General features: G+C 53.5%; 9 protein-coding genes. 4 read left to right on the forward strand and 5 right to left on the reverse strand.

Annotated elements, in window-relative coordinates; genetic code table 11:
• Nucleotides 1–4: 4 nt before the first annotated feature.
• Nucleotides 5–1,219, reverse strand: a complete 1,215-nt coding sequence (locus tag AC9UG7_RS03300) for a hypothetical protein (protein WP_509584072.1) — start codon at nucleotides 1,217–1,219, stop codon at nucleotides 5–7.
• 159 nt (nucleotides 1,220–1,378) lie between these two features.
• Between AC9UG7_RS03300 and AC9UG7_RS03305 the strand changes: the two genes are divergently transcribed.
• Nucleotides 1,379–1,843, forward strand: a complete 465-nt coding sequence (locus AC9UG7_RS03305) for a RidA family protein (RefSeq protein WP_509584075.1) — start codon at nucleotides 1,379–1,381, stop codon at nucleotides 1,841–1,843.
• Nucleotides 1,844–1,845: 2 nt separating this feature from the next.
• On the opposite strand, the gene AC9UG7_RS03310 is transcribed toward AC9UG7_RS03305, so the two are convergent.
• Genes AC9UG7_RS03310 through AC9UG7_RS03325 form a run of 4 tightly spaced genes read right to left on the reverse strand, consistent with a single transcriptional unit; the run spans nucleotide 1,846 to nucleotide 10,358 of the window.
• Entirely contained in the window at nucleotides 1,846–4,905 is a 3,060-nt protein-coding gene (locus AC9UG7_RS03310; RefSeq protein ID WP_509584077.1) for an efflux RND transporter permease subunit, read from the reverse strand.
• Nucleotides 4,902–5,996, reverse strand: coding sequence for an efflux RND transporter periplasmic adaptor subunit (locus AC9UG7_RS03315; protein WP_509584080.1), 1,095 nt, complete (start codon nucleotides 5,994–5,996; stop codon nucleotides 4,902–4,904). The genes AC9UG7_RS03310 and AC9UG7_RS03315 overlap by 4 nt, the downstream gene beginning before the upstream one ends.
• Before the next feature lie 37 nt (nucleotides 5,997–6,033).
• A complete protein-coding gene (gene parC / locus AC9UG7_RS03320) occupies nucleotides 6,034–8,385 on the reverse strand; it encodes a DNA topoisomerase IV subunit A (protein WP_509584083.1) in 2,352 nt (783 codons plus the stop codon).
• Nucleotides 8,386–8,390: 5 nt separating this feature from the next.
• On the reverse strand, nucleotides 8,391–10,358 hold the full coding sequence (locus AC9UG7_RS03325) for a DNA topoisomerase IV subunit B (RefSeq protein WP_509584085.1): 1,968 nt from the start codon (nucleotides 10,356–10,358) through the stop codon (nucleotides 8,391–8,393).
• 109 nt (nucleotides 10,359–10,467) lie between these two features.
• Between AC9UG7_RS03325 and AC9UG7_RS03330 the strand changes: the two genes are divergently transcribed.
• The 3 genes from AC9UG7_RS03330 (at nucleotide 10,468) to AC9UG7_RS03340 (ending at nucleotide 13,174) form a co-directional block, all read left to right on the forward strand.
• Nucleotides 10,468–11,685 carry an MFS transporter gene (locus AC9UG7_RS03330; protein WP_509584088.1) on the forward strand — a complete coding sequence of 406 codons (1,218 nt, stop codon included), beginning with the start codon at nucleotides 10,468–10,470 and terminating at the stop codon, nucleotides 11,683–11,685.
• Between the two features lie 137 nt (nucleotides 11,686–11,822).
• Complete coding sequence (locus tag AC9UG7_RS03335; protein WP_509584091.1) at nucleotides 11,823–12,638, forward strand: SDR family oxidoreductase; 816 nt, start codon at nucleotides 11,823–11,825, stop codon at nucleotides 12,636–12,638.
• Complete coding sequence (locus AC9UG7_RS03340; RefSeq protein ID WP_509584094.1) at nucleotides 12,635–13,174, forward strand: class I SAM-dependent methyltransferase; 540 nt, start codon at nucleotides 12,635–12,637, stop codon at nucleotides 13,172–13,174. Before AC9UG7_RS03335 ends, AC9UG7_RS03340 begins: the two co-directional genes overlap by 4 nt.
• Nucleotides 13,175–13,224: the final 50 nt, after the last annotated feature.

Consider the following 13,224-nt stretch of genomic DNA (forward strand, 5'->3'; position numbering starts at 1 on the left):
CCGCCTACTCGGCCATCAATAAGGCATTTTCTGCTCTAGGCAGCAATATCTTTTGACCCGCAGTCACGCTGACAGATGCATGTGCGGGGGTATCAACGCGTTGTGCGTGTTCGTCCTTGGCAGGTTCTGCTTTGGTAGGTTCTGCTTTGGTAGGTTCTGATTTAGCGGGAACGGCTTTCGCATGTTCGTCCTTGGCCGGTTCTGCTTTGGTAGGTTCTGATTTAGCGGGAACGGCTTTGGCTTGTTCTTCCTTGGCCGGTTCGGCTTTGGTGGGCTCTGCGTTGGCTTCTTCAGCAGCTTGTGTGTCTGGGTTGCCCAGCATGGCGAATGCCTTTTCAGCTTTTGCCAAATCATCCAGCGCTTTGTCCACCTTGGCCTGAGCCGCCAACATCACACGCTCGGCCCTGGCTCGCTCGGCTTTGGCTTGTTCTTGCTTGATTTTTTCAGCACGGGCTTGGGCTGCTTTGGCACGTTCGGCTTTGACCCATTCAGCCTTGGCTTGCTCTTCTTTGAGTCTGGCTGCGCGTGCTTCTGCCGCTTTGGCGCGTTCGGCTTTGGCTAATTCAGATTTAGCTTGCTCTTCTTTGAGTTTGGCTGCGCGTGCTTCGGCTGCTTTCGCGCTTTCAGCTTTGGCCAATTCAGCCTTGCTTAGCTCAGGTTTGGCATCATGCGCATTGGCATGCTCGCCATTGGCTGCCTTTTCGTTGGTAGCTTCTTTGGCAAGTGACTTGTCAGCATGAACTGCTGTTGCAGGCTTGACCGGTTCTAACACTTGGACCAACACAGAGGCAGCGGCAGGTTTTGTAGACGCGTCGGCTGTATGACTTGAAGCATCAGACGCAGAAGAAGCCGCCACTTGTTGTGCCGACTTGTGCTTGGACGCATCACCCTGCGCATCGTCAAGCGCTTCAGTTGACGCACGGGAAGTTGAAGCCGTAGGAAGTGTTGCAGCCAATTTATCAGCGCTGTCTGAGCTCACGGCTTTGGCAATCGCTAAAGGGGGTAATGCCGCGGTAGGAGCCTCTGCTTGTTTTTTGGGCAATACCCTGAGTGGGTAAAACAAATAGCCGCGCTCGACCAAATCGGTTTCCGTGGGTGCAGCAATCAAACGGCCTTGCTCATCGAGTTCATTGTTCTGTGCAAAAGCATAGGGGTACGCACACACCATGAACATAGTCAGGCAAACGGCAGTGGGTCTTAAACAAAAAGTGTGGATCATGTGGTTCATTTCAAAATCGTGAGAACTATGACGGCAGTTAGGATTCGGATTGTTCAGCCATTACTTGAGCGCGGCAAGCGCAAAATAGGGCTTTGTCACACCACTTGGTTTTCATGCCTTCTTTGCGAATTCTTTTTGCTTCATTTTTTAGGAATCCCTATGTCAATTCAACATCGACTTACTGAGCGAAACATCCAATTGCCTGAGGTATCCGCCCCAGCGGCTGCTTATGTGCCGTATGTGCAAACGGGAAATGTGGTGTTCATCAGCGGCCATATTGCCAAACAAAATGGCAAGCCCTGGGTGGGTCAACTCGGCACCAACATGGACACCGAAACCGGCAAGCAAGCCGCTGAAGCAGTCGCCATTGATTTGTTAGGCACCTTGCAAGCGGCCTGCGGCGGTGACTTGCACAAAATCAAACGCATTGTCAAAGTCATGAGTTTGGTGAACTCTAGCAGCAGCTTTACCGAGCACCACTTGGTGACCAACGGCTGCAGTGAATTGCTGGTGCATATTTTGGGCGAAGCTGGTGCGCACGCACGCAGCGCCTTTGGTGTGGCGCAATTACCTATGGGCGCCTGTGTAGAGATTGAGTTGATTGCCGAGTTGCATCCCAGCTGATCTCAGCGTTTCAAACGCGACAACAAGCTGGTAAAAAATTTACCCACATCGTCCACATACAAATACACCGCCGGTATCACCAACAGACTGAGGAAAGTGGATGTGATCAGGCCGCCGATAACAGACACTGCCATCGGCGAGCGAAAGCTTGAATCGGAACTGCCCCAACCCGCTGCAATCGGCAACATGCCCGCGCCCATGGCAATGGTGGTCATGATGATGGGTCGTGCGCGCTTTTGACACGCATCCATCAATGCATCAAAGCGACTCATGGCATGGTCGCGCTCAGCCACGATGGCGTACTCGACCAAAAGAATAGAGTTTTTGGTGGCCACCCCCATGAGCATGATCAAGCCTATGAGTGATGGCATGGAAAAGCTTTTACCGGTTAACAGCAATGCCACGAAAGCACCGCCGATGGACAAGGGCAAAGCCGCCAAAATAGTCATGGGGTGCAACACGCTTTTGAACAACAGCACCAGTACCAAATAAATACACACAATACCGGTCAACATGGCCAAGCCAAAACTGGCAAACAACTCTTCCATCACCTCGGCGTCGCCGACTTCGACAAGCTTGATACCGGGCGGCAATTGTTGAACAGTTGCCAGGTTTTTTACTGCCTCTTTGGCGTCACCCAAACCCACGCCGGACAACTCGATTTGAAACTGGATATTGCGCTCACGGTTGTAACGGTCAATCACCGCCGGGCCACCACTGGGCTCTAGTTTGGCCACTTCTGCTAGCAGCACAGGCCCGCGTGCGCCCGGCACGGTCAAGCGCCCCAATAATTCCAAATCTTGTCGGGCGCTGTCAGCCAGTTTGACCATGATGGGGACTTGCCGCTGCGCCAAATTGAGCTTTGGCAAGGCAGCGTCATAGTCACCCACCGTGGCGATACGCAGTGTTTCACCAATGGCCGCGCTGGTCACACCTAAATCGGCTGCACGCGCAAAATCTGGCCGAACCGCGATCTCTTGCCGCACCAAACTGGCACTGGAAATGACCGCGCCCAAGCCGGGTATGCCGCGTAAGTCACGCTCTAATGCAGTAGCACTTTGTTGCAACAGCAAGGGATCATCGCCAGTCAGCATGATCAAGTATTTTTCACCCGAGGCACCGAGTCCAACTTTGATGCGCATACCGGGCATATCGGCCAGCATGAGGCGCAATTGTTTTTCAATCACACCTTTGCGCGGACGTTCGCCGCGCGGAGAGAGTTGAATAGTCAAGGTTGCCATGCGCGTTTCAGCGCTTGCCTGCGGCATGCTCGGGTCTGAACCTGCGGCACCTGCGCCAATCGTGGTGTAAACCGATCTCACCTCTGGCAAGCCAATGATGCGCTGGCGAACTTCTTCAGCTATTGTTTCTGTGAATGCCAATGATGTACCGGGCGGCAACTCGATGCCAACCTGGGTTTGTGAATTGTCATCCGGTGGAATAAAGCCAGTGGGCAGCAAAGGAATCAAGCTCAATGAAGCGATGAAGAAAGCCGCCGCACCCAAGGCTGTCCAAAAACGGTGGTTCAAACACCAGCGCACCATACGCAAATAAGTAGGCATCCAAAAAGGCACGGGCTCTGGTTTGTGCGATGGTTTTAACAAATAAGCAGACATCATCGGTGTCAGCATCCTGGCCACAACCAATGAGGCGAACACAGCCAAAGCAGCGGTCCAGCCAAATTGAACGAAAAACTTTCCTGGCACACCACTCATAAAGGCAGTGGGTAAAAACACCGCGACCAATGTGAACGTTGTGGCTATCACAGCCAGACCGATTTCATCTGCGGCTTCCATGGCGGCGACAAACGGCGATTTACCCATGTACAAATGGCGTTCAATGTTCTCCACTTCGACAATCGCATCGTCGACCAATATGCCGACCACCAGCGACAATGCCAGCAAACTGATGACATTGATAGAAAAACCCAAATACCACATGCCTATGAAAGCAGGCATGACAGACAAAGGCAAGGCCACTGCAGACACAAAGGTGGCGCGCAGGTCCCGCAAAAACAACCAAACCACCAACACTGCCAGCAATGCGCCTTCATAGAGCAAGATCATTGAGGCATTGAATTCTTCCTTGACCGGAGTGACAAAGTCATAGGCGTTGGTGATCGTCACATCTGGATGAGTGACGCGCAATTCGTCCAAAGCATTAAAGACTCTGGCGCCGACATCGACTTCACTCGCACCCCGGCTGCGGGTGACTTCAAAACCTACAACGGGCTTGCCATTCAAAAAAGCAGAAGATCTTTTTTCTGCAAAAGTGTCGGTGACGGTGGCGATATCGCGCAAGCGGATGCGCCCGCCCTGACCGACAGCAAATTCCATGTCAGCCAATTCACTGGCAGAGCCAACAGTTGCCAAAGTGCGCAAAGGTTGCTCACTGCCACCTAAGTCAGTGCGTCCGCCGGCACTTTCGCTTTGCACTTGACGCAATTGACGAGACACATCGGCAGCGGATATGCGCAAGGCTTGCATACGCACCGTGTCCAAAGCAATCTCTACTTGACGCTGCACACCGCCTACCCGACTGACCGATCCCACGCCTTTGATAGATAACAACCGCCTGACCACGGTCTGATCGACAAACCAACTCAAGCCCTCCTCATCAAATCGGGGCGAGGTGATGGTAAATGCAAGAACAGGTGTGCCAGCAAAGTCAAGTTTTTTGACCACGGGTTCCAGCATGTCACCCGGCAAGTCACTGCGAACACTCGCCACCGCAGAGCGAATTTCATCTAGCGCTTCTTGCACCGGTTTTTCAATACGGAATTCGCATGAAACAATGGCTACACCGTCTTGCACTTTGGTGTAAATATTTTTTAAACCTTGAACAGACACCACGGCGTTTTCAATTTTGCGTGCCACCTCGGTTTCCATTTGACCAGGCGACGCACCTGGCAAGGCGGCAGTCACGATGATGGTGGGTAAGTCCAAGTCTGGAAAATTTTGCACCTTCATGCTTTTGAAGGCCAACAAGCCAGCCAAACTCAACAGAACAAACAACACCACCCCGGGAACCGGATTGCGTATCGACCAAGCAGATACATTCATGGCACAACTTTCACCAAGTCTCCGGAGGTGAGAAAACCTGCACCGCGTACCACGACGTTGGCATCCGGTGGCAATCCATTGGTGATTTCAATCATGTCAGCCTGACGACGACCTACGACCACCTTGTACATCTTGACCCGTTGATCTGTACCTACTACATACACCTGCTGAAAACCATCGCGTACCACCAAAGACTGCTGTGGCACCAGCATGGCCGCAGTGCTGGCGAACTCAAATTCACCACGCACAAACATACCAGGCTTGAGCAACCCCTGCGCAGAACTTGGCAAATCCACATAGACCAAGCCGGTTCGGTTTTGCGCGTCTACTGTGGGCGCCAGCATGCGAACTTGGCCATTGACTTCACCGCCACTGGCGTCAGTGATTTTGACTTTTTGGCCGGGCTTGATGCGGAATAATTCTGAAGAAACCAGCTCCGCACGCCATTCAAGACGGTTGCCACGAATCACGCGAAACAATTCGGTTCCCAATGCCACCACTGCACCGACACTGGCTGTGCGTGAAGAAATGACACCGTTGTCAGGTGCACGAACCTGGGTCTGGTGTAAACGCAATTCATGCACAGCCAGATTGGCCTGCGCCGATTCGACACGGGCTTTCGCAGTCATCTCGGCGGTCACGTCTTTGTTGAATTGCTGCGCACTGATCACGCCGCTGGGTTGCAAGGCACGGGCACGGTCGGCATTGGCTTGGGCTTCAGCAGCCACTGCACGGCTTTCATTGAGTGCAGCCTTGGCTTGGTTGATTTCAGTCAACACATTGTCATTGGCAAACACCGCCAACACTTGCCCGACTTTGACTTGGTCGCCCACATTGACCCGCACTTCGGTCAACCGCAAGCCCCCGATTTCCGCACCGATGCTGGCTTCTTGCCAAGCGGCCACTGTGCCGTTGGCAGACAAACGCTGACTGAGTTGCTGAGATTTTGGTTTGGTGATCGTCACCGTCATAGCGGGTTTGGTCGCCGCTACAGCTTTGGGTGCTGTTTGTGCGTGCGAAGGACTGACAATCAGCAATGCGCATAAACACACGGTATGACAATAGAAACCCCATCGGTGATTGAATAACATTGCCTGCCTCTGAACGTATTGAGAAAAATTGCGGGAATTACAAAACCCGTAACACATGGGTGGGTTTGAAACCTAAATCAGCCATCTTTCCTTTGCGGGCCCGGGCTGTACGCGCATTATTCAAGCTTCTGATTTCCAGTGTTTCGTCACGGGCTTTACCGCCGCGCCCGACACCCAAAATACAAACACTGCGTGTGTAAGCGGCAGCGCCTGCAAGCGTGTCTTTGTCTTCCAAGTCCATCAGCATCAAACCGCGACCGCCCTTCTCCATCGCCTTGAGTTCGGTGATGTCAAATGTCAATATACGACCGCCCGCAGACGCGCACACCACATGTGTGGCGATAGGCAAAGGCTCGGCACCGTTACCGCCGCCGACGATAGAAGGCACACACAAAGTTTCGCCCTCTTGCAAATTGATGAATGACTTGCCGCCCTTGTTGCGCGAAATCAGGTTGTCTATGCAACACACAAAACCATAACCGCCCGAACCACTGAGCAGCAAAGTCATGGTGGTTGGGCCCGCAAAGTAATGAATTAACTGGGTACCCGCCTCCACGTCAACCAAGGTCGTGACCGGTTGACCGTCTCCTCGCGCACCTGGCAAAGCTGCCACCGGCACCGAATACACGCGCCCATTCGAGCCGAATGCAATCAGTTGATCGACGGTACGGCACTCAAAGGTGTCATACAAACCATCGCCTGCTTTGAATGCAAAACTACCTGGCTCATGGCTGTGACCTTGGCGGGCACGCACCCAGCCTTTTTCAGACACCACCACCGTCACAGGTTCGTCCACCACTTTGATTTCAGCCACTGCTTTTTTCTCAGCCTGAATCAAGGTGCGTCGCTCATCGGCAAACACTTTGGCGTCGGCTTCGATTTCCTTGACCATCAAACGGCGCAATGAAGTGGCGCTGCCCAAAATATCTTCCAAGCGGCCCTGTTCTTCGCGCAACTCTTTCAATTCTTGTTCAATCTTGATGGCTTCCAACCGCGCCAATTGACGCAATCGGATGTCCAAAATATCGTCGGCTTGACGGTCGGACAATTTGAAGCGTTCTATCAACGCAGGCTTGGGCTCGTCGCTGTGGCGGATGATGCGAATGACTTCGTCAATGTTGAGCAACACCAACTGACGGCCTTCCAAAATATGGATACGCGCCAGCACTTTGTCCAAGCGAAATTGTGAACGCCGTTGCACCGTGGTCTGCCTGAAACTGATCCACTCCTCCAGCATTTGACGCATGGATTTCGGCACCGGCCTGCCATCCAAACCGACCATGGTCAGGTTGATGGAAGAGGAGCTTTCTAAGCTGGTGTGCGCCAGCAGCGTGGTGATGAGTTCTTGTTGCTCGATGGTGCGGGTTTTGGGTTCGAACACCAACCGTACCGGTGCGTCTTTGGAGGACTCATCACGCACCACATCCAACACAGACAAGACCGTGGCTTTCAATTGCGATTGCTCTGGTGTCAGCGCTTTCTTGCCCGTTTTGACTTTGGGGTTGGTCAGTTCTTCAATTTCTTCCAATACTTTTTGCGAACTGACATTCGGTGGCAATTCGTTGACCACCAGTTGCCATTGACCGCGCGCCATATCTTCAATGACCCAACGTGCACGCACCTTGAGCGACCCGCGACCAGTGGCGTAGGCGTCAGAAATATCGGCTGCGCTGCTGATGATTTGACCGCCGCCGGGATAGTCCGGCCCGGGCATGAGTTGCACCAATTCTTCGTGCGACAGCTTGGGGTTTTTGATCAAGGCCACGCAAGCATCAGCGACTTCGCGCAAATTGTGGCTGGGTATTTCGGTGGCCATGCCAACCGCAATACCACTGGCGCCATTGAGCAAGGCAAACGGCAAACGCGCCGGTAATTGCTTGGGCTCTTCGGTGGAGCCGTCGTAGTTGGGTTGAAAGTCCACCGTGCCTTCGTCGATTTCATCCATCAACAAACTGGTGATACGCGCCAGTCGCGCCTCGGTGTAACGCATGGCGGCGGCACCATCGCCGTCGCGCGAACCAAAATTGCCTTGACCGTCAATTAACGGATAGCGCTGCGAAAAATCTTGGGCCATGCGCACCAACGCGTCATAGGCCGCACTGTCGCCGTGCGGGTGGTAACGGCCGAGCACATCGCCGACCACACGTGCACTTTTAACGGGACGCGCACCCACTGCACCGTTTGCGCCGCCAAAGCCCAAGCCCATGCGCGACATGGCATACAAAATGCGCCGCTGCACCGGTTTTTGGCCATCGCACACATCGGGCAAAGCACGGCCTTTAACCACACTGAGTGCGTATTCAAGGTATGCGCGTTGGGCGTAATGGCCTAAGGCAATGCCGTCGTCGGATTCGGATGCGTTTAAATCGAGTGAGGTTTGTTCAGTCATTTTTTTCAAACATCAATATCTATAGAGTCGCCATGCAACTCCATCAATTCACGGCGCGCAGCGGCTTCGCCCTTGCCCATCAGTTGGGTGATCATGCCTTCGGTTTGCGCGAAATCGAGAACACCCAGTTGCACTGGCAACAAGCGACGCGTGTCAGGGTTGAGTGTGGTGTCCCACAACTGCTCGGCGTTCATTTCGCCCAGACCTTTGAAGCGGCTGATGCTGCATTTCTCTCGCGGCACGCCGTCTTTGGCGCTCTTGTCCAAGATAGCGGTGAGCTCGCCTTCGTCCAGTGCATACACCTTGGTCGCGGGCTTTTTGCCGCGCGCCGGAATGTCCACACGAAACAGCGGCGGACGCGCGACAAACACATGCCCGGTTTCAATCAGCTTGGGAAAATGACGGAAAAAGAGTGTGAGCAACAACACTTGAATGTGCGAGCCATCTACGTCCGCGTCGCTCAATATACAAACCTTGCCGTAGCGCAAGCCGGATAAATCGGGCGTGTCGTTCGGGCCGTGCGGATCAACACCGATAGCCACCGCGATGTCATGCACTTCATTGTTAGCGAACAAGCGGTCGCGCTCGACTTCCCAAGTGTTCAACACCTTGCCGCGTAAGGGCAGAATGGCTTGCGATTCTTTGTCGCGACCCATTTTGGCGCTGCCGCCTGCACTGTCACCTTCGACCAAAAAGATTTCGTTGTGCGCCAGATCGCGGCTTTCGCAATCGGTGAGCTTGCCCGGCAACACGGCCACGCCTGAGCCTTTGCGCTTTTCTACTTTTTGTCCGGCTTTTTGGCGCAATTGCGCTGCACGGATCACCAACTCGGCGAGTTTTTTGCCATAGTCCACATGCTGGTTCAACCACAGGTCTAGCGCCGGGCGCACAAAGCTCGACACCAGTCGCACCGCATCGCGTGAATTCAGGCGCTCTTTGATCTGGCCTTGAAACTGCGGGTCCAACACCTTGGCACTGAGCACAAAACTCGCGCGTGCAAACACGTCTTCGGGTAACAGCTTGACGCCCTTAGGCAACAAGGCATGCAAGTCAATAAAGCTTTTCACCGCATTGAACAAACCGTCGCGCAAACCGCTTTCGTGCGTACCGCCTGCGCTGGTGGGAATCAGATTGACATAACTTTCGCGCACCGGTGCACCGTCTTCGGTGAACGCCAGACACCATTGCGCGCCCTCGCCTTCAGCGAAGCTTTCGTGGCCGCCATCGGCAAAACCTTCGCCGTCAAATAACGGTATGAACGGGTCGGCGTGCAAGGTTTGCATCAGGTAATCACGCAAGCCGCCTTTGTACAACCAGGTCTGGGATTCTTTGGCTTTTTCCTGTATCAGCGTGACGCTGACGCCTGGCATGAGCACCGCTTTGCTGCGCAGCAAATGCACCAATTCATTCAACGGTAAAGCCGATGATTCAAAATATTTGGCATCCGGCCAAACGCGCACAAACGTGCCTTGTTTGCGCTCGCCACTGTCGGCTTTGCGGACTTTGAGTTTTTCAATGACGTCACCGCCTTGAAACACAAGATGCGCCGCCTGCCCTTCGCGGTAAGAGGTGACTTCCATGCGTTTGGACAATGCATTGGTCACACTCACGCCTACGCCGTGCAAACCGCCAGAGAAGCTGTAAGCGCCGCCGCTGCCCTTGTCGAACTTGCCGCCTGCGTGCAATCGGGTGAACACCAACTCGATGACTGGGGCTTTTTCTTCGGGGTGCATGCCAAATGGAATACCTCGCCCGTCGTCGTCGATACCGATGGAGCCATCGGCAAACATGGTGACGGTGATTTTTTTACCATGCCCGGCCAAGGCTTCATCGGCGGCGTTATCGATGACCTCTTGGATGATGTGCAAGGGGTTGTCGGTGCGGGTGTACATGCCCGGTCGCTGCTTGACCGGCTCCAGTCCTTTGAGAACGCGTATCGACCCTTCGGAGTATTCAGTTTGTTTGCTTGCCATGGGAAGAGATTGTAGACAGACCGCCGATTGCACACTGGATAAATGAACAGTCGATGACAATGTTGGCAAAAGCTAATCACTATTTCTCAAAATCGTTACAGTAAACCCTATGCAACATTCCACCCCTAAAACCTTGCCGATGTGGCAAGTATTGATATGCGGCGCTGTCATTGTGTCAGTTGCCATGGGCATTCGCCACGGTTTTGGCTTGTGGCTGCAACCGATGACGCAAGACATGGGTTGGGGCCGCGAGGACTTTGCCACTGCCATCGGCGTGCAAAACATTTGCTGGGGCGTGTTCGGCATTTTTTCTGGCATGCTGGCAGATCGATTCGGCGCATTCCGCGTCATGGTGTTCGGTGGCTTGTTGTATGCCTCTGGTCTATGGGGCATGGCACATGCCACTTCTCCCACTTGGCTGGCCATCACCGCAGGCGTGATGGTTGGTGCGGCACAAGCCGGCACCACATTTGCCATTGTGTTTGGTGTCATCGGCCGCAATATCCCGGCCGAGAAACGTTCCTGGGCCATGGGTGTGGTGTCGGCGGCGGGTTCATTCGGTCAATTCTTGCTGGTTCCCAGTTCCACTTACATGATCCAGCATGTCGGCTGGCAACAGGCTTTGCTTTTGCTGGCTGCCGGCATGCTGGTAGTTTTGCCTTTGACCTTGGGATTGCGTGAACCGGCATTTTCAGGCGGTCAACAACTCCCTCGACAGCAAAGCATTCTGCAAGCCTTGCGGGAAGCTTTTGGTTACCGCAGCTTTCAATTGCTGATGGCTGGCTATTTTGTGTGCGGCTTTCAAGTGGTGTTTATCGGCGTGCACATGCCCAGTTTTCTGAAAGACCAGGGGTTAGAGCCCCAAGTGGCTGGTACTGCACTTGCATTGATAGGTTTATTTAACATCTTTGGCACTTATGCCGCAGGCACACTGGGGCAAATCTGGCCAAAGAACCAGCTGTTGTCGGGCATCTATATCGCACGCGGCATCTTCATCAGTATTTTTATCAGCCTGCCAGTAACGCCTACAACGGTTTATTTGTTCGCGGCTGCCATGGGATTGTTGTGGCTGTCGACAGTGCCGGTCACCAATGCGGTCATCGCGCAAATATTTGGCGTGTCCCATTTGTCTATGCTCAGCGGTTTTGTTTTCATGAGCCACCAGTTCGGCAGCTACCTGGGCGTCTGGCTCGGTGGCTGGGTCTATGACCGCACGGGCAGTTACGATTTGGTCTGGTATTTGTGCATAGCATTAAGCGTGTTTGCAGCCCTCATCAATATCCCCGTGAAAGAAGCGTCCATTTCACGACCCATGGTTGCTGCATGATGCTCAAATTCAATCCCATCTGGCTGAATAGGCTGACAGCATCAGTCTGTGTCATCACACTGGGTGGGGTATTCATGTTGTACAGACAACCAGACTTTCTGTTTCAACTGGCTAATCAAGCTTGGGGGTGTTTATAAATGCCAAACATCATCATCACCGGTGCGTCTGAAGGCATAGGCGCGGAAATGGCCAGACAACTGGCCAGACGCCATGGTTTGCAAGCCATGCTGGTTCTGGCTTCACGCAACGCCTCTCGTCTTCAATCGGTTGCTGCCGAATGCATGGCTTTGGGTGCACGCACGCTGATCATGCCCACCGATGTCACGCAAGCTGACCAATGCAGGCATTTGGTGGAAACCACGGTGCGTGAATGTGGCAGTTTGGATATTTTGATCAACAACGCTGGCATCTCTGCCCACGCTTTGCTTGATCAAGTACCAGCAGACAAATTGTCTTGGTACGAGGACTTGATGCAGGTGAATTTTTGGGGAAGTGTGTATTGCACCCATGCTGCCTTGCCTCACCTTAAGCAAAGCCACGGGCGTATCGTGGCAGTTTCTTCATTGGCAGGCTTGGTCGGGGTGCCGGGTCGTACCGCATACAGCGCCAGCAAATTTGCCATGACCGGTTTTTTTGAAGCGCTTCGCTCCGAATTGAAAGACTCCGGTGTGAGCGTCACCTTGGCTTACCCGGGTGTGGTCAGTACCCAGATTCGTACCCATGGTTTGAACGCCCAAGGCGAAGTGGCAGGTGTCAGTGGTCTGCGCGAAGAAAACGCCATGTCTACCCAGGAATGTGCTCGGCTGATCATTTACGGCATGGTCAGGCGCAAACGCGAGGTGGTCATGACAGTCAAAGGAAAAATAGGACGATGGCTCAAACTGTTGGCTCCAAGCTTGGTAGACCGCATGGCCATGGCTGCGTTGAAAGCAGACCACCGACCCCAGCAATGACAACAGCCTCAGCCTGGGTGCGTCAATGGTCGCACCTTATCCCGCCATCTGGTCGGGTACTCGATCTGGCCTGTGGCTCTGGTCGTCATATGCAATGGTTGGGGCAACAAGGGCTATCTTGCTTGGGCGTTGACCGAGATAAGCTTGCCTTACAAACAGCTGCGGCTTTTGGCGATGTTCTTGAAGCTGATCTGGAAAATCAACCATGGCCTTTGTTTGGTCAACAGTTTGCAGGCATCGTCGTCACCAACTATTTATGGCGTCCTTTGTGGCAGGACTTGCTGGCCAGCTTGCGACCAGCAGGGGTTTTGATTTACGAAACGTTTGCGGTGGGTAACGAAACAGTTGGCAAGCCTTCCAACCCCGATTTTTTACTCCGCACAGGCGAATTGCTGGATTTATGCCAAGGCTTACAAACAGTGGCATACGAAAATGGTTTTTGTGAGCGACCCGACAGATTTGTCCAACGTATTGTGGCGGTAAAGCCAGATGTCAACGACATCGCCATGCCAAAGCGCTATCTGCTAGAGCGCTAGCCAATGATTGGCAGTGCTAAAGCTAGAATGTATCTCTTTGTCTTTCACTG

Origin of the sequence: Limnohabitans sp., from assembly GCF_046052765.1 — a bacterium.
Classification (GTDB): Bacteria; Pseudomonadota; Gammaproteobacteria; order Burkholderiales; family Burkholderiaceae_C; genus Limnohabitans.

Excerpts from the sequence above, each read along its gene's own strand:
- AC9UG7_RS03325 (WP_509584085.1), bottom strand. The coding sequence starts at position 10,358 with ATGGCAAGCAAACAAACTGAATACTCCGAAGGGTCGATACGCGTTCTC.
- parC (WP_509584083.1), bottom strand. The coding sequence starts at position 8,385 with ATGACTGAACAAACCTCACTCGATTTAAACGCATCCGAATCCGACGAC.
- AC9UG7_RS03300 (WP_509584072.1), bottom strand. The coding sequence starts at position 1,219 with ATGATCCACACTTTTTGTTTAAGACCCACTGCCGTTTGCCTGACTATG.
- AC9UG7_RS03330 (WP_509584088.1), top strand. The coding sequence starts at position 10,468 with ATGCAACATTCCACCCCTAAAACCTTGCCGATGTGGCAAGTATTGATA.
- AC9UG7_RS03305 (WP_509584075.1), top strand. The coding sequence starts at position 1,379 with ATGTCAATTCAACATCGACTTACTGAGCGAAACATCCAATTGCCTGAG.
- AC9UG7_RS03315 (WP_509584080.1), bottom strand. The coding sequence starts at position 5,996 with ATGTTATTCAATCACCGATGGGGTTTCTATTGTCATACCGTGTGTTTA.
- AC9UG7_RS03340 (WP_509584094.1), top strand. The coding sequence starts at position 12,635 with ATGACAACAGCCTCAGCCTGGGTGCGTCAATGGTCGCACCTTATCCCG.
- AC9UG7_RS03310 (WP_509584077.1), bottom strand. The coding sequence starts at position 4,905 with ATGAATGTATCTGCTTGGTCGATACGCAATCCGGTTCCCGGGGTGGTG.
- AC9UG7_RS03335 (WP_509584091.1), top strand. The coding sequence starts at position 11,823 with ATGCCAAACATCATCATCACCGGTGCGTCTGAAGGCATAGGCGCGGAA.